The following is a 16,259-nucleotide window of genomic DNA, read 5'->3' as shown; positions in this document are numbered from 1 at the left end:
CCATGGTCAGATCTCTTTAATGCTTGTCCGGTCTTCTGTCATCCGTCAGTTTAGGCGATGGACGAACCTGAAACGGCGCCTGGTACAGCCACACCGGGCGGCCATCGGGGCAACGCAGGGTGGCTTGGGGCTCAAGCGCCGCGGCTTCAAATTCAAGGCTCGCCAGCCAGGCGCCTAGCTGCAACTCGGCACCCGCCTTGTCCACCGCGCGCTGCATGCTCTCGGGGCGCTGGAACAAATACACCATGGCGTAGGGGCGCCAGTCGGCGCGCCAGATGTCGCCCTGGCGGATGCGGGCCCAGGGACAGCGCAGGGCGCACAGGGCACGCAGGGGCCAGCTCCACTCCAGCCCCTGCAGCCGGGCGGCCGGGTAGGCCTCGCGCAGGGCTTTCAGTCCATCGCCCAGGCCGCAACCGGCGTCCAGCACCAGGGCACCCTCAGGCAAGGGCGCCTGGGCAGCCAGCTCACGCAGGGCATGCGCGGGCGTGGGGAACAACGGCGCATCACGCCAGGCATTCAGGGGGTAAATCAGCAACAGCAGCACCAGTGGCAGCAGCCAGGCCCAGGCTGGCAGCGTGGCCGCGCCCGAGAGAAACAGCGACAACGGAAAGCCCAGGCCGATGATGGCGCGGCGCCACCAGGTGCCCGCCAGCACACTCAAACCAACGCCCAGCGCGGTGGCGATGGCGAGCGCAACAAAAGGCGACAGCCCGGCGCCCTGCAAGCCGCCAAAAAGGGCCCAGGCGCCACCCCAGGCGAGCAAGGCAGGCAGGGGCCAGAGCAGACGCGCAAACATGTCCTGAGACTGTTTGGCGTTAACGCGTGGCGGCGCGGGTGAGTTTGTCGATCAGGCCGTTGAGTTCATCGAGCGAGCCGAACTGGATGCTGATCTCGCCCATCTCTTCCATGCGCCCTGCCCGCTTGACGCGCTTCTTGACGCGCACGTCAACCTGCGCCATGAGCAGGTCTGACAGCTCTTCTTCCACGCGCTTCATGTCGCGCGACTTTTCTTTTTTGGGCTTGGTGGAGACCAGCGAGAACTCGGCGCTGAGTTTCTTCACCAGGCTTTCCGCCTCGCGCACCGACAGGGTTTTGGCGCTGATCTGGTTGGCCGCGGTGATCTGCGTCGCACGGTCCAGCGCCAGCAGCGCACGGGCGTGGCCCATGTCGAGGTCGCCCGCCATCAGCATGGTTTGCACCGGGTCGGCCAGGTTGAGCAGGCGCAGCAGGTTGCTGGCGGCACTGCGCGAGCGCCCCACGGCCTGGGCGGCTTGCTCGTGCGTGAGGCCAAACTCCTTGACCAGGCGACTCAGGCCCTGGGCTTCTTCGAGCGGGTTGAGGTCTTCGCGCTGGATGTTCTCGATCAGCGCCATGGCGGCGGCGGCCTCGTTGGGCACGTCGCGCACCAGCACGGGCACCTGGTCCAGACCGGCGAGCTTGGCCGCGCGAAAACGCCGCTCACCCGCAATGATTTCGTACTTGCCCAGGTTCTCGCCATCTTTCAACTGGCGCACCAGGATCGGCTGCATGATGCCCTGCGCCTTGATGGACTCGGCCAGCTCGTACAGGGCGCCCTCGTCCATGCGGGTGCGCGGCTGGTACTGCCCCGCCACCATCTCGGTGAGCATCAGCACCGTGGGCAGGCCCGGGTTGGCGGCCGCTGCGGCAGCGGCTTCGGCCGAGGCGTCTTCATTGAAGGTGGGGCCAAGCAGTGCTTCGAGTCCGCGGCCGAGGCCTTTGGGTTTTTTGGTGACCATGTCGTTGTTCCTTGCTGATGCTTTAAGGGCTTGATGGGCCTTATCGGCTTGGCGGGCTGGATGGGACAGCGCCGGGCGCTGCCTTCAGAGGTTCGAGCAACGCGTGCCCTTGGGGCCAGTCGCCCAGGCCCGATTCGCCGTTGATGTGGCCGTGTGGGCCGAGATTGATGAAGTCCGCGCCCCAGGCCCCGGCAAAACCCTGGACGCGCGCCAGACTGCAATAGGGGTCATTGCTGCTGCCCACCAGCACGCTCTTGAAGGGCAGCCGGTTCTGAGGAATGGGCGACCAGCTGGTGAGCACCGGGCGCAACGCTTCGCGCTCGGCATCGCCCGGCGCCACCAGCAAGGCCGCTTTGACGCGGTGGGTGTTGCGCGAGTGCGAGGCCCAGGCGGCCACCAGCAGGCAGCCCAGGCTGTGGGCCACCAGCACGGCGGGTTCGTCGCAGCCCAGCAGCACGTCTTCCAGGCGCGAAATCCAGTCACCACGCAGCGGGCGCATCCAGTCGTGCTGCTCCACCCGTGTGTAGCCGTGCGTCGCTTCCCAGCGGCTTTGCCAGTGGTCAGGCCCGGAGTTTTGCCAGCCGGGGAGGATGAGGACGTTGGAGGATTTCATTTGCTACTGTTTTGATAGCTACTACCGCACGGTGGGCGTGCGCCAGAGGCTGTTTTCATCACATTTTCTCGATGCGGTCGACCATTTCCTGGGCAAAGGTCACAAACGCCTGCGCGCCCTTGCTGGACGGGTCAAACACCACGCCCGGCACGCCGTAGCTGGGCGCTTCGGCCAGCCGCACGTTGCGCGGAATCACGGTGTTGAACACCTTGTCGCCAAAGTGGCCCTTGAGCTGCTCGCTCACCTGCTGCTGCAGAGTGATGCGGGGGTCGAACATGACGCGCAGCAGGCCGATGATGGACAAGTCCTTGTTCAGGTTGGCATGCACCTGTTTGATGGTGTTGACCAGGTCGGTCAGCCCCTCCAGCGCAAAGTACTCGCACTGCATCGGCACGATCACGCCGTTCGCACAACACAGGCCGTTGAGGGTCAACATCGACAGCGACGGCGGGCAATCGATCAAAATAAAGTCGTAGTCCTGCGCAACTTCAGCCAGCGCCTGCTTGAGCCGTTTTTCACGGCGCTCCAGGTCCACCATTTCGACCTCGGCCCCGGCGAGTTCGCGGTTGGCGCCCAGAATGTCATAGCCGCAGCCGCCCTTGATCAGCTTCTCGCTTTGCACGCGGGCTTCGGCCACCGAGGCGGATTCGAGCAACACGTCGTAAACGGTGAGCTCCAGCTTGCGCTTGTCCACGCCCGAGCCCATGGTGGCATTGCCCTGCGGGTCGAGGTCAATCATCAGCACCCGCTGCCCCACCTTGGCCAGGCCAGCCGCCAGATTGACGGTGGTGGTGGTCTTGCCAACACCACCCTTTTGATTGGCAACACAGAAAATTTTGGCCATGGGATGCTTACCTGAGAGAAAAGGAGAAAAGAGCGAGATGATGTTTCACGTGAAACAGTGTGGTCTGTGCTTTGACCCGCTTAACGCGTGAGCGCCAGCTTGACGCCAAACCCGATGAGGAACACCCCAGCCAGTTTTTCCAGCACGCGCGAGATCATCGGGTTGGCCCGCAAGCGCTCGGCCAGAAAGTGCGTCAACAGCACCACGGAGAAACAATAAACAAAAGCCAGGGCCGCCACCGTCACGGCCATCACCCCAAACGTCACCATGCCCTGGTGCTGCTTGGGATCGATGAAGAGTGGGAAGAACGCCATGTAGAAAACGATAGCCTTGGGGTTGAGCACCGTGATGGTCAAGGCCTGCTGAAAATAGTGATGCGGCTTGATGTTGAGAATGGGCGCAGCACCGGGCTTGGCCGTCAGCATCTTGAACCCCAGCCACGCCAGGTAGGCGGCACCCAGCCACTGCACCGCATGAAAGGCCGTGGGATACGCCGCCAGCACGGCCGCCACACCGGCCACCGCCAGCCACATCAACACCTGGTCACCCGCCATCAAACCCAAGGTCGCCGCCAGACCACCGCGCAAACCACCCTTGGTGGTGGACGTGATGATGGCCAGGTTGCCTGGGCCGGGGATGAAGAGCAGGATGATGAAGGCGATGACAAAAGCGCCGAAGTCGACTATGCCGAACATGGGGATTTTTCCTGGTGGGTGGGGGTTTAGTTTACGTTACGTTTTTTTGGACTCCCCACTCACGCCCCCAGCCCCTCTCCCGCCCCGCTGGGCGGAAGAGGGGGGCCTTATTTGACCCCCCGCGCCGGGGCTGGAAATATCGGGGACGGTTGCTTGAGGGGCTGGCGCGCTTAGAGGTCAGGGGCTGAGTTTTGATACGAGAGTTGGCCCAGTCTTTTGGCTCACTTACCCGCGCTACCCAGCGCAGGCTTCACGAAAAATCCAAAAGCGTCATACCCGTCATATCCCATTGCACCGAGCACGGGTCACCCTCCCGGCGCTCGGAACTCGACCCCCGACCTCTTGCCGCTAAAAAATGTAGGGCAACCTTCCCCAGTATTTCCCCCTCAGGACACCAACAACCAAATGAGGCTCCCCTCTTTCGCCCGGCGGGGCGAGAGAGGGGCTGGGGGAGTGAGTGGGGGAAGAAGCTAAGTTAAACCCGCTTCAACCAAACAATACAACGCTCCGCCCCCAACCCCGGCACCACCAGTTGTTCCACGTGAAACACTTGCACCGATGCAGGCAACACGGCGAGTTCATCGGCCGGGTGCTTGCCCTTCATGGCCATCCAGACCCCCTGCTCAGCCAGCGCCGCCGCCGACCAATTGGTGAAGTCCACCAGCGAGGCAAAGGCCCGCGAACTGACCACGTCGTATTTCTCGGTCAGGTTTTCCACCCGGGCGTGCAAACCGCGCAGGTTCGGCAAACGCAAGGTCGCTGCCACCTGTTTGATGAAAGCCGCCTTCTTGGCCACCGTGTCCACACAGTCCACCGCCACATCGGGGCAGCAAATGGCGATCACCACACCGGGCAAACCAGCGCCGGAGCCAACGTCCAGCAACCGGGTTTTCTTAAGCGCAACAGAAGCTTCCGACAAGACCGCCAACTGGCAGCGCAGCGGTGCAATCACCGCCAGGCTGTCCAGCAAATGGTGCGTCAGCATCTCCGCCGGGTCCCGCACGGCGGTCAGGTTGTAGACCTTGGTCCACTTCTGGATCAGCTCCAGGTAGTCCAGCAGATGAGTGACTTGAAGGTCATCCAGCGGCAAAGCCAGGTCGCTCAGGCCCTGGCGCAGTTCATTTTCCAATACACGCATCAGACTGCCACTCCATCCACATCGGCCGCCTCGGCGCCACCCTTGACCGTGGCAAAGCCCTTGAACTTGCCTTTCTTCAGGTGCACCAGCAGCAAGGAAATCGTGGCCGGGGTGATGCCCGAGATGCGCGAGGCCATCCCCAGCGTCTCCGGCCGGTGTTTGGTCAGCTTCTGCCGGGCCTCAATGCTCATGGCCGACACCTGCAGATAGTCCAGGTCCTCCGGCAGTTTCAGATGCTCATAGTGGGCGGCCCGGCCAATCTCATCCTTTTGGCGGTCGATGTAGCCCGCGTATTTGGCGGTGATCTCCACCTGCTCAATCACCACCGCTTTGAAGACGGCTTCTGCCGAGGTCGCATCGGATGTTTCACGTGAAACATCCGCCGCCAACTCAGTGCTCGCGTACTTGCCGTCGTTCAGAGACATCAGGCCCGCGTAGGTCACATCGGGTCGTCGCAGCAAATCAGACAGGCTGTATTCATGCTCCACGGCCTTGCCCAGCACGCGCTCGGCCTCCGCCACCGCCAGGTTCTTCGGGCTCACCCACAGCGAGCGCAGGCGTTCTGTTTCACGTGAAACAGCTTCGCGCTTGCGGCTGAAAGCGGCCCAACGCGCATCGTCCACCAGGCCCAGTTGCCGCCCCACTTCGGTCAGGCGCAGGTCGGCATTGTCTTCACGCAGCTGCAGCCGGAACTCGGCGCGGCTGGTGAACATGCGGTACGGTTCGGTCACGCCTTTGGTGATCAGGTCATCCACCAGCACGCCGAGGTAGGCTTCGTCACGGCCCGGCAACCAGGTGTCCTGCTGCCAGGCCGTCTTGGCGCCTGCCTGCAATGCGGCGTTGATACCGGCAAACAGGCCTTGGGCAGCCGCCTCTTCGTAGCCCGTGGTGCCGTTGATCTGGCCTGCAAAAAACAGGCCGCCAATGGCCCGCGTCTCAAAATTGCTCTTGAGCTGCTGCGGGTCAAAGTAGTCGTATTCAATCGCGTAGCCGGGGCGGATGATGTGGGCGTTTTCCAGCCCGGCCATCGAGCGCACCAGCTCGTACTGGATGTCAAACGGCAGGCTGGTGCTGATGCCGTTGGGGTAGTACTCGTGGGTCGTCAGGCCCTCAGGCTCCAGGAAAATCTGGTGGCTGTCCTTGTCGGCAAAGCGGTTGATCTTGTCTTCCACACTCGGGCAATAACGCGGGCCCACGCCCTCGATCTTGCCGGTGAACATGGGGCTGCGGTCAAAACCGCTGCGAATGATCTCGTGTGTGCGCTCGTTGGTGTGCGTCATCCAGCACGACATTTGCGGCGGATGCTGCGCCACCCGGCCCATGAAGCTGAACACCGGCATGGCCGGGCTCATGCCGCCGGGCATGCCGTCACCGGGCTGCTCGGTGCATTTGCTGAAGTCAATGGTGCGGCCATCCAGGCGCGGCGGCGTGCCGGTTTTGAGGCGGCCCTGCGGCAGTTTGAGTTCTTTCAAACGTGCGCTCAGGCTCACCGCAGGCGGGTCCCCTGCCCGGCCAGCCGCGTAGTTGTTCAAGCCCACATGAATTTTGCCGTCCAGAAACGTCCCCGCCGTCAGCACCACGGTCTTGGCACGGAAGCGGATGCCGACCTGCGTGACCGCACCCACCACCCGGTCGCCTTCCACCATCAGGTCGTCCACCGCCTGCTGGAACAGCCACAGGTTGGGCTGGTTCTCCAGCATGCGACGAATCGCCGCTTTGTAGAGCACGCGGTCGGCCTGGGCGCGGGTGGCCCGCACGGCCGGGCCTTTGCTGGAGTTGAGAATGCGGAACTGGATGCCCCCCTCGTCCGTGGCCAGGGCCATGGCGCCACCCAGGGCGTCCACCTCCTTGACCAGATGACCCTTGCCAATGCCGCCAATGGAAGGGTTGCAGCTCATCTGCCCCAGGGTTTCGATGTTGTGGCTGAGCAGCAGGGTTTTGCACCCCATGCGGGCCGAAGCCAGGGCAGCCTCGGTACCGGCGTGGCCGCCGCCAACAACGATGACGTCGAAATTCTGTGGATAAAGCATGGCTGTGTGGACCGGTAGAGGAGCGGGGAAGAAAGGCCCTGATTTTACCGGGCACCTCCCAATTTAGCGACCTGCAGGGGCACAATGCCCTGCATGAAACTACTCGTCTTTGCTGGCAGCACCCGCCAAAACTCCTTCAACCACCAACTCGCCACCGTGGCCAGTGCCCTCGCCCGGGCCGCTGGCGCCGAGGTCACGCACCTCGAACTGGCCAGCCTGGACATCCCTATATACAACGCCGACCTCGAAGCACAGGGCACCCCGCCCGACGTGATGCGGCTCAAGCAGCTGATGTTCGAGCACCCGGCCTGGATCATCTGCTCGCCCGAATACAACGGCAGCTACACCGCCCTGCTCAAGAACACCATCGACTGGGCCTCCAGCCCCGTCAAGGGCGACCCGGTGTGGAGCCAGGGCACCCGCTCGTATGAGGGCAAGGTGGTGGGCCTGCTCAGCGCCTCGCCCGGTGGCTTGGGCGGTTTGCGGTCCTTGAGCCACCTGGCGCCGCTGCTGCTCAACCTGAAGTGTTGGGTGGCGCCCAAGCAGTTTGCACTGGCCCATGCCGCGCAGGCGTTTGACGCACAAGGCCAGCTGCAAAGCGAGGCCCAGCTGAAGTCGGTACAAGCGGTGGTGGACCAGGTCTTGTGGGCTGGCCAGCGTTTTATGGACTAAATCGGGCTCCAGCCCAGGTACACCGGGCGGAAGTAGCTATTATTTTAATAGCGCCTCGTGATGACAAGGCCCGTGGCGGTTCTCGTCGGCGCCATGGGCCTCGGTGAAAACCCTTGACTGTCCAATTTTGGACAGCCAAACCGTCTGCTTGCGCCTACGCTTTCACCGTTGAACTTCCGGCATCGTGCCTGCACCTCATTTTTTGGAGCCGTCCATGAACATCCCTTCCCTCAAAGACCAGGTCAGCGCCGAAGAGTGGCAATTGCGTTGCGACCTGGCTGCCTGCTACCGGCTGGTGGCCGCCTACGGCTGGAGCGACCTGGTCTTCACCCATGTGTCGGCCCGCATTCCAGGCCCCGAACACCATTTTCTGATCAACCCCTACGGCCTGATGTTTGACGAAATCACGGCCTCCAGCCTGGTCAAGATCGACCAGGACTGCAACAAACTCAGCGACTCGCCCTTCCCCGTCAACCCGGCCGGTTTCACCATCCACAGCTGCATCCACCAGGTGCGCGAAGACGCCGGTTGCGTGCTGCACACCCACACCCGCGCTGGTATTGCGGTCAGCGCCCAGCGATGCGGCGTGCTGCCCATCAGCCAGCAATCGACCTTTGTGCTGGGCTCACTGGCTTACCATGACTACGAGGGCGTGGCCCTGAACGACGCCGAAAAACCGCGCCTGCAGGCCGACCTGGGCGATGCCAACTACCTGATGCTGCGCAACCACGGCCTGCTCACCGTGGGCAAAGACATTCCCACCGCCTTTTTGGCGATGTACACCTTTGAGAACACCTGCCGCATCCAGATCGACGCCCAGGCGGGCGGTGAGTTGACCCACGTCAACCCCCAAATCGTGGCCGGTATTGGCAGCGTCATGAAGGTGGCCACCGCTGGCATGGGCGCCGCGCTGGCCTGGCCTGCGTTGCTGCGCAAGCTGGACAGGACCAACCCCGGCTACGCCACATGAACGACCTGGCATCCACCCTCGAGTTGCAGCGGGCGGCCTATTTTGCGCACCCCGTCCCCACGCTGGCCGAGCGCCGGGCCGATCTGCGCAAGCTGCAAACCTTCATTCGGGAAAACCGGGACGGCCTGGTCGCCGCGGTCAACGCCGACTACGGCAGCCGCTCATCGCACGAGACCCTGTTCACCGAAATTTTTCCGGCCATTGACGGCATTGAACACACGCTCAAGCACCTCAAACAGTGGATGAAGCCCGAGCGGCGCGGCATTGATCTGCGCAATTTTCTGGGCGCCAAAAACCGCGTCATCCCGCAGCCGCTGGGCGTGGTCGGGTGCATCGTGCCGTGGAACTTTCCGATCAACCTGAGCCTGATTCCGCTCACCTCCATCTTCGCCGCCGGCAACCGCGCCATGGTGAAGATGTCCGAAAACTCCCGCCACCTCGCCCGGTTTCTGATCGACAAAATGCCTGCCTATTTCCCCCGGGACAAGCTCGCGTTCTTCGACGAAACAGGCGGTGTAGGTGTAGAGTTTTCGAAACTCAAATTCGACCACCTGCTGTTCACCGGCTCAGGCCAGACCGGTCGCGCCGTCATGGCGGCTGCAGCACAAAACCTGTGCCCGGTCACGCTGGAGCTGGGGGGCAAGTCACCCGCCATCGTCTGCGACGACTACCCGCTGCACAAGGCGGCCGAGCGCCTGCTGTTTGTAAAACTGCTCAATGCCGGGCAGATTTGCACCACGGTGGATTACGTGTACCTGCCCCAAGGCAAAACCGCCGAATTCGTGGCCGCCGCCAAAACCATCGTGCCGGCGCGCTACCCGCAACTGGACTCACCCGACTACACCGCCATCATCGACGAGAAGGCCTTTCACCGGCTCACCAGTGCGCTGGAAGCAGCGCAGGCTGACGGTGCCACCCTGGTGCAGCTGCTGCCCGGCAAACCGTGGGACGCCCGCACCCGCAAGATCGCCCCCCACCTGGTGCTCAACGCGCCAGCCAACAGCATCTTGCTCACGCGCGAGATCTTCGGCCCGATCCTGCCGGTGCTCGAATACCGCACGCTCGAAGAACCCATCCAGGCCATCAACCACGGCCCACGTCCTTTGGCGCTCTACCCTTTCAGCAATGACAGCACCGTCATCCAGATGCTGCTGGACCGCGTCATGTCCGGCGGCGTGAGCGTCAACGACGCCCTGTTCCACGTCGGCCAGCACGACCTGCCTTTTGGTGGCGTGGGCGACAGCGGCATGGGCCACTACCACGGGCATGAAGGCTTCAACACCTTCTCCAAAATGCGCCCGGTGTTTTACCAGGCCAGCTGGAGTGCGGTGAAATTCCTGTGGCCGCCGTATGGGAAATTTGCGACGAAATACCTGGATTTTTTGACGAAGTAAATTGCTATTATTTGTATAGCTACTACCGCATGTTTTACGGGGGCTAGAGGCCTAAAACACCTATAAAACAGAACACCCGACGCCACAGAAGCCCATGCGGCCTCCGCGCTTGCCAAGGGCGATGTACTCATCAGCCTGGACCGTCCGATCATCAAAACGGGCATCAAAGTAACCCGAGTCACCGCGACCGAGCTGCCCGCATTGCTGATGCAGCGCGTTGTCCATTTCCGCCTGCTCGCCGCCGTATCTGATGCGCCCGGTGCCCTGTGAAAACCATTTGGGTGAAGGCAACGAAATGGTTTTTATCAGCAGGTAAAAATACAAAACATCGGCATTTAATAATTTATGCCGCATTTTTGTATAAACTGGACCCATGCCGTTCGATCCTCAACACCCCATTCTCACGCTCGCCCGCAGCAAGGGCATGCTACGCACGCGGGATGTATGTGCAGCGGGCCAGTCGCGGGTCACGCTGGCACAACTGGTACGCGAAGGCGCGCTGTCCAAACTCGGGCGGGGGCTGTACACCCTGCCAGACCGGCCACTGTCTGAGCACGGCGCATTGGCCGAAGTTGCAGCCAAGAGTGGGCAAGGCGTGGTGTGTCTGATCTCCGCGCTACGTTTGCTGGAGCTGACCACCCAGCAGTCCTCTGACATCTGGCTGGCCATCCCTCATAAAGCGCACCCGCCCAAGCTCACCTATCCGCCGCTGCGGGTGGTGCACATGTCTGGCGACGCCATGACAGCGGGCATTGAGGTAGTGGACGTGGCGGGCGTCAGCGTGCGGGTGTTTGGGGTGGCTAAAACGGTGGCCGATTGTTTCAAGTTTCGCAACAAAATCGGCCTGGATGTGGCACTGGAAGCGCTCAACGAAGCCTGGTCACAACGGCGCGTCAGCATGGACGAACTGTGGCGCTATGCGCAAATTTGCCGGGTCGCCAATGTGATGCGACCCTACATGGAAGCACTGGGAGCCAAACCATGAACCTGCCCAAAAATGTAGCGGCATCAGTGCGCACCCGCTAGACCAAACCTTCAACACTCAGGGACATATAAAAATGACAGACAAACAAATCGCCACCCAACACCACGCCACCTTTGAAGGCATTCGCCATGTCGATGAAGATGGCCATGAATTCTGGCTGGCACGTGAGTTGGCCCCGCTGCTGGACTACCCATACTGGCGACATTTCACGCCGGTCTTAGACAAAGCGCGTACCGCGTGTCAGCAATCAAATCGCCCGGTTGAAAACCATTTTGCGGATATCCGCAAAATGGTCACCATTGGCTCTGGTGCCAAGCGTGAATTACTGGATGTACGACTCGACCGCTACGCCTGTTACCTGATCGTCCAGAACGGCGACCCCAGCAAACCAGTCATTGCCAATGGCCAAACCTACTTTGCCATACAGACCCGGCGGCAGGAGCTAGCCGACGATACAAAGTTCACCCAACTCAGCGAAGATGAAAAGCGGCTGGCCATCCGCAATGAGATGGTGAACCACAACAAGCATTTGGCCGCTGCGGCCAAAGTAGCTGGCGTGGAGACGCCGCTGGACTACGCCATCTTTCAAGACCACGGCTACAGGGGTTTATATGGTGGACTATCTGCCAAAGAAATTCATGCCCGCAAGGGACTCAAAACCAGCCAGCGGATTCTGGACCACATGGGCAGCACCGAGTTAGCCGCCAATCTGTTCCGCGCCACGCAAACTGAGGAAAAACTCAAACGTGACGAGGTCAGCAGCAAACGGCAAGCGAACCAAACGCACCTGGAAGTGGGCCAAACCGTGCGCAAAACCATTCGCGAATTAGGCGGCACCATGCCCGAAGCCTTGCCGACGCCGGGCAACAGCATCAAGCAAATTGAAACTGCGGCCAAGAAACTGGAACAAAAGAAAACTTGAAAATGGCTACCAAAACCAAAAAAGTCCCCAAAGCCATCGTATCCACCCAGTCGCTCTCCAGCTTCGTCAAGTCGATCTGCGACATCATGGATGCGATTGACCAGCACGGACGAATTGTGGAATCTGCGCTGTAGCGCCTGCGTGCTTTGATCGTGTAGTTCGCTATATTTTTTATAGCTACTCCCGCACGTTCCACATGGGCTACAGGTCAATATCATCAAAATTTTCGGAAAAGGAGGCATCTCCCCGGACAAGCGCTACCAGTGGTAATCCTCACACCCACCCGGCTTGCTTGTGCAAACTTCAGCCGCACCCGCTAGCATCCACGACGCACGTCATTTTCAAACCGGTTCAGATGAACCACTTCACCAGGAAGATCCATGAAGCTTTACTACTCCCCCGGCGCCTGCTCCCTGTCTCCCCACATCGCGCTGAAGGAATCCGGCCTGGCTTTTGAAGCCATTGCCGCCCCCACCAAGACCCACAAACTGGCCGACGGCACCGACTACTACACCATCAACCCGCTGGGCTACGTACCCCTGCTGGTGCTCGATGACGGCACCCAGCTGCGCGAAGGTCCGGCCATCGTGCAATACATTGCCGATCAGGTACCGGCCAAACAACTGGCCCCTGCGAATGGCACGTTTGAGCGCTACAAGCTCCAGGAGTGGCTGACCTTCATCGGCACCGAGCTGCACAAAAGCGGCTTCACGCCGCTGTTCAATCCTGCGACCCCCGCTGACTACAAGCCGCTCGCCCTTGCGCAAGTGAACAAACGCCTGCAGTTTGTCGAAGGCGAACTGGCTGGCAAGCAGTATGTGATGGGCGACACGTTCACGGTGGCTGACGGCTACCTGTTCACGGTCACCAACTGGGCTCCGTACGTGGGTGTGGACTTGTCGGTCTACCCCAACCTGCTCGCCTACCGTGCCCGCGTGGGTGCGCGCCCTGGCGTAGTCGACGCCATGAAGGCCGAGGGCCTGATCAAGTAATTGAGGCGGCTACAGGGCCCGCTGGCGCCACGCCAGTGCGGCCCCGATCCACAGCGCACACGCCGAAAACACCAGGCCCCGGGCCAGGCCGCCCGGGCCGTCGGCAATCCAGCCCACGATGGTCGGGCCCACGATCTGCCCGAACGCAAACACAATGGTGAACGCACTGATGCCTTTGGCCCATGCCACTGGCGGCAGGTTGTGCCGCACCAGTGCGGTGGTGGAAGCCACCAGTGACAGAAAAACCGCGCCGAACAACAGGCCTGAAGCCAGAATGACGGGCCAGGCCGACGTCAAGGCCGGCAGAATAGTCGCCAAGCCCAGCAATGCGCACAGCAGAGCCAACACCTGACCGCCCTTGTAGCGGTCCAGCAGCCTGGCCCAGATGCGTGACGACGCCACCACCGCGACCCCCAGCAAGGCATAAAAAACCGTCACCGCCGCCCCGCTGGCCCCCTGCTCACGCAACAAGGCAATGACAAAAGTCATGTAACCGATGTAACCCACGCCAAACATGCCGTAACCCGCCAGGGCAAACGCAAACGGCCGCCAGGTGAAGTGAAGCGGCGGCACGTTACCGGCTGCTACCGGAGGTGTCAAATGGCGCAAGGCTCTTGCTGGCCACAGCAACAAAACTGTGACAGCCGCGCAAACCAAGGCCAGCGCCCACCAGGCCCAGGCCCAACCATGAGGTTGCGCTGCGGCCGCCTCCAGCACGGCCGGCACCAGCAAAGCCGACAACACAATGCCAAAACCCGTGCCACCGTAATACAGCCCGATCAACAAGCCGCCCCGCGCGGGCTGCAAAGTGCCCAGCCGCGCCGCCAGCAAACCGCCGGCAATGAACACCAGGGCACTGGCCATCCCCGCCAGCAGGCGCTGCACCAGCAAGGGCATGGTGGCCGTCACAAAGCCGCTCAAACCCATGAACACACTGGCCAGCACCGCACCCGCCAGCAAGACCTGCACCGCACCAAAGCGTTGCAACAGCCGCGGCGTCACCAGGGCACCCAGCAAGTAGCCCAGGGCGTTGACCGTGTTCATCGCCCCCGCCAGGGTGTAAGACCAACCCAAATCAGCCCGCATGGGCGGCAACAACAAGCCGTAGGAAAAACGGGTGATGCCCAAAGACAGGGCCGCACTGGTGGACAAGGCCAAGGCAAGCCAGACCAGCTGGCGCATGGGGGTTTGGGAGGATGGGGACAACGTAGGCATGAATGCCTGCATTTTGCGGTACAACGCCAAAACGAGGTACCTGATGACCCCGTCAGCGACTACGGGTTACGGGTTGCCCAGACCAATGGGGGAAGGCGCCCGCATGACGATGCGGGTAAACAGGCGGTCATAGGCCGGATCGCGCGGGTAATTGCCCGTCAACGGATCGCAGTTGGTGGCAAAGGCGGCGTCCAGTTCTTTCCAGTCGGCGTCATTGAGCACTTTTTGTGCCGCCGGGAGGATGACGCTTTCTTCAAGCCGCATGTGCTCCAGGTAAAAGTCCAGATAACGCTTGGCAGCCTGCTCAAACGCCACGCGCCTTGAATCACCGATCAGTTCCCAGGCCAGCAACAGATGCTGCAACTCTCGCACGGCAGATTCGCCATGCGCGTGGTCTTTTTCCAGATGCTCAATCGTCTCGCGGGTTTCGGGCGCCAGTTTGAGCACCCGCGGAAACAGCAGCTTGGACTCTTTGGGATGGTGCAGGCGCTCCGGAAACTCATCGACATAAAAAAGCATGGCCCGCAGGACATCAAAAAAGACTTCCGGGCCATCTCCCGGTCCCCGCCTCACCATCAGGTCCAGTGAACGCAACATGGCCGCCAAGGCCGCGTGTTCATCGCGAATGATCCGAATGCTCTCGTGGGCCATGGTCTGTCTCCTGTTGTTTTTTCAAGCATGGCATGGCACTTGAGAAATGACCTTGATGCAGATCAAAGCCCTGTCAGGAGAGTCAACAGGCAAGTCGCCGCTCTATACACAAGAACATCACGTTGCGTCAACTAATAAACCTGTGCATATGTTTCTTGTAATCTTGTACTTATCCACAGGTCAGTCAGAATTTAAAAACTTATCCCAGTTTCGGGTACAAATGAAAAGCAGAGTCACCCACATGGGTTGACTGTATGTAAGTCGATGATTTATATAGATAAAAAACCCTTGTCCACACAACAGGGCAACCCTTATCTACTACTACTATCTTAAATTTAAAGAATATAGAAGATAAGTCAAGACAACTTCGCACACAAAATAAGTCGCCTTAAATTCCGCTTGTTGTCTGCTGGAGCCGCCCTGCAAAGAAGGTTCTGGTTTTCCGGGTTTTCCATAAGCAATCAAGTAAAATTCGGGCACTGTCGAGCTTTCAAAACGCTCAAAGCCAAACGGGTCGCTGGTCCCGCCAGGCGGTTGTTCACTTTCACGTCCTTGCTCACTGGTTTTTCTTTCCTCCATGGCTGTCACTTCTGCTGGTAATCCGTCCGGACCAACACAGGCTACTTTTGAAATAAAAAGTGCCCAGTTGCCTCTGGTCGCGCTGATGCTCAAGACCAGTGACTGGCTTGTCATGGCCAAAGACTTGCTGCAGCAATACGGTGCAGATGGTGAAAACCCTGAATTTTTCGACAATGACGCACTCGTCATTGATTTTTCCCAGCTGTCGCCTGATCTGCCGTTGCAAGACATCGTGCCTTTGCTCAAGGTACTGCGTTTCTGCAGTCTGGTACCCGTCGCTGTGCGGGGTGCCAGTCCCGCGTGGATGGCTGCTGCGCTGGCGGTGGGTCTTGTTGAAGCGCCGGTTGAAGTGCACCGGGCCCGTGCGCCGGTTGAGGTGCCTGTAACCCAGCCCGTACTGACAGAGGCCGTACGCGAAATCGTTCGCGAAGTGCCTGGTCCCGGTACCCTGGTCATTGACAAGCCCTTGCGCTCGGGACAAAAAATTTATGCCCGCAACGCCGACCTTGTGGTGCTGGCCATGGTCAACCAGGGGGCCGAAGTGGTCGCCGATGGCAACATCCATGTCTACGCGCCCTTGCGTGGCAAGGCCATGGCGGGTGCGAGCGGCAATGTCAACGCCCGCATCTTCTCGCTCTGCCTGGAACCCGAGCTGATTTCCATCGCCGGTGTGTACCGGACCAGCGAAAACCCGCTGCCGCCTGACGTGCGTGGCAAGGCGGCGCAAGTGCGTTTAAGCAACGACGGGCAGGACAAACTGCTCATCGAAGCCCTGAATACCTAATTTTTAAAATCTGAAAGA

At 60.8% G+C, this 16,259-nt stretch carries 19 protein-coding genes; 8 read left to right on the top strand and 11 right to left on the bottom strand.

Annotation, left to right across the window (positions count from 1 at the left end; all coding sequences use genetic code 11):
* Nucleotides 1-16: 16 nt before the first annotated feature.
* From AC097N_RS10820 to mnmG, 7 genes are all read right to left on the bottom strand, one after another.
* A complete protein-coding gene (locus AC097N_RS10820) occupies nt 17-796 on the bottom strand; it encodes a class I SAM-dependent methyltransferase (RefSeq protein WP_479581020.1) in 780 nt (259 codons plus the stop codon).
* Between the two features lie 19 nt (nt 797-815).
* The gene (locus AC097N_RS10815) at nt 816-1,757 is read right to left on the bottom strand and encodes a ParB/RepB/Spo0J family partition protein (RefSeq protein WP_479581019.1); all 942 of its coding nucleotides are present in this window, start codon (nt 1,755-1,757) and stop codon (nt 816-818) included.
* 40 nt (nt 1,758-1,797) lie between these two features.
* The gene (locus AC097N_RS10810) at nt 1,798-2,370 is read right to left on the bottom strand and encodes an RBBP9/YdeN family alpha/beta hydrolase (RefSeq protein WP_479581018.1); all 573 of its coding nucleotides are present in this window, start codon (nt 2,368-2,370) and stop codon (nt 1,798-1,800) included.
* Between the two features lie 58 nt (nt 2,371-2,428).
* Nucleotides 2,429-3,214 (bottom strand): ParA family protein, encoded by a 786-nt coding sequence (locus AC097N_RS10805; RefSeq protein ID WP_479581017.1) that lies wholly within the window; start codon nt 3,212-3,214, stop codon nt 2,429-2,431.
* Between the two features lie 80 nt (nt 3,215-3,294).
* Entirely contained in the window at nt 3,295-3,909 is a 615-nt protein-coding gene (locus tag AC097N_RS10800) for a LysE family transporter (protein WP_479581016.1), read from the bottom strand.
* Nucleotides 3,910-4,384: 475 nt separating this feature from the next.
* Complete coding sequence (gene rsmG / locus AC097N_RS10795) at nt 4,385-5,047, bottom strand: 16S rRNA (guanine(527)-N(7))-methyltransferase RsmG (protein WP_479581015.1); 663 nt, start codon at nt 5,045-5,047, stop codon at nt 4,385-4,387.
* The gene (mnmG, locus tag AC097N_RS10790; protein WP_479581014.1) at nt 5,047-7,077 is read right to left on the bottom strand and encodes a tRNA uridine-5-carboxymethylaminomethyl(34) synthesis enzyme MnmG; all 2,031 of its coding nucleotides are present in this window, start codon (nt 7,075-7,077) and stop codon (nt 5,047-5,049) included. The genes rsmG and mnmG overlap by 1 nt, the downstream gene beginning before the upstream one ends.
* Nucleotides 7,078-7,170: 93 nt before the next feature.
* Here mnmG and AC097N_RS10785 point away from each other — a divergent pair, with 93 nt between their 5' ends.
* The 3 genes from AC097N_RS10785 to AC097N_RS10775 all read left to right on the top strand — a co-directional run bounded on the left by AC097N_RS10785 (nt 7,171) and on the right by AC097N_RS10775 (nt 10,113).
* A complete protein-coding gene (locus AC097N_RS10785) occupies nt 7,171-7,749 on the top strand; it encodes an NADPH-dependent FMN reductase (protein WP_479581013.1) in 579 nt (192 codons plus the stop codon).
* A gap of 214 nt (nt 7,750-7,963) precedes the next feature.
* Nucleotides 7,964-8,719 (top strand): class II aldolase/adducin family protein, encoded by a 756-nt coding sequence (locus AC097N_RS10780; protein ID WP_479581012.1) that lies wholly within the window; start codon nt 7,964-7,966, stop codon nt 8,717-8,719.
* Nucleotides 8,716-10,113: a coniferyl aldehyde dehydrogenase gene (locus AC097N_RS10775; protein WP_479581011.1), complete on the top strand. Its 1,398-nt coding sequence runs from the start codon at nt 8,716-8,718 to the stop codon at nt 10,111-10,113. The genes AC097N_RS10780 and AC097N_RS10775 overlap by 4 nt, the downstream gene beginning before the upstream one ends.
* A 60-nt stretch (nt 10,114-10,173) precedes the next feature.
* Here AC097N_RS10775 and AC097N_RS10770 read toward each other — a convergent pair whose 3' ends face one another.
* Nucleotides 10,174-10,488 carry a hypothetical protein gene (locus tag AC097N_RS10770; RefSeq protein ID WP_479581010.1) on the bottom strand — a complete coding sequence of 105 codons (315 nt, stop codon included), beginning with the start codon at nt 10,486-10,488 and terminating at the stop codon, nt 10,174-10,176.
* On the opposite strand from AC097N_RS10770, the gene AC097N_RS10765 reads away from it, so the two are divergent.
* From AC097N_RS10765 to gstA, 4 genes are all read left to right on the top strand, one after another.
* Nucleotides 10,487-11,098, top strand: coding sequence for a type IV toxin-antitoxin system AbiEi family antitoxin domain-containing protein (locus AC097N_RS10765; protein ID WP_479581009.1), 612 nt, complete (start codon nt 10,487-10,489; stop codon nt 11,096-11,098). The two genes, AC097N_RS10770 and AC097N_RS10765, sit on opposite strands and share 2 nt — an antisense overlap.
* Nucleotides 11,099-11,171: 73 nt before the next feature.
* Nucleotides 11,172-12,020: a DNA damage-inducible protein D gene (dinD, locus tag AC097N_RS10760; RefSeq protein WP_479581008.1), complete on the top strand. Its 849-nt coding sequence runs from the start codon at nt 11,172-11,174 to the stop codon at nt 12,018-12,020.
* 2 nt (nt 12,021-12,022) lie between these two features.
* The gene (locus AC097N_RS10755; RefSeq protein ID WP_479581007.1) at nt 12,023-12,154 is read left to right on the top strand and encodes a hypothetical protein; all 132 of its coding nucleotides are present in this window, start codon (nt 12,023-12,025) and stop codon (nt 12,152-12,154) included.
* Between the two features lie 246 nt (nt 12,155-12,400).
* Complete coding sequence (gene gstA, locus AC097N_RS10750) at nt 12,401-13,012, top strand: glutathione transferase GstA (RefSeq protein WP_479581006.1); 612 nt, start codon at nt 12,401-12,403, stop codon at nt 13,010-13,012.
* 9 nt (nt 13,013-13,021) lie between these two features.
* Here gstA and AC097N_RS10745 read toward each other — a convergent pair whose 3' ends face one another.
* The 3 genes from AC097N_RS10745 to AC097N_RS10735 all read right to left on the bottom strand — a co-directional run bounded on the left by AC097N_RS10745 (nt 13,022) and on the right by AC097N_RS10735 (nt 15,457).
* Nucleotides 13,022-14,227 (bottom strand): YbfB/YjiJ family MFS transporter, encoded by a 1,206-nt coding sequence (locus tag AC097N_RS10745; RefSeq protein ID WP_479581005.1) that lies wholly within the window; start codon nt 14,225-14,227, stop codon nt 13,022-13,024.
* A 66-nt stretch (nt 14,228-14,293) separates the two neighbouring features.
* A complete protein-coding gene (locus AC097N_RS10740) occupies nt 14,294-14,878 on the bottom strand; it encodes a hemerythrin domain-containing protein (protein WP_479581004.1) in 585 nt (194 codons plus the stop codon).
* Between the two features lie 324 nt (nt 14,879-15,202).
* Nucleotides 15,203-15,457, bottom strand: a complete 255-nt coding sequence (locus AC097N_RS10735) for a hypothetical protein (RefSeq protein WP_479581003.1) — start codon at nt 15,455-15,457, stop codon at nt 15,203-15,205.
* Here AC097N_RS10735 and minC point away from each other — a divergent pair.
* Complete coding sequence (minC, locus tag AC097N_RS10730) at nt 15,456-16,241, top strand: septum site-determining protein MinC (protein WP_479581002.1); 786 nt, start codon at nt 15,456-15,458, stop codon at nt 16,239-16,241. The genes AC097N_RS10735 and minC overlap by 2 nt on opposite strands.
* Nucleotides 16,242-16,259: the final 18 nt, after the last annotated feature.

It is taken from the genome of Rhodoferax sp. LS1R11 (genome assembly GCF_056521395.1).
Note: the sequence above shows the minus strand (reverse complement) of the source record. Positions and strands in the feature narration are given on the sequence as shown.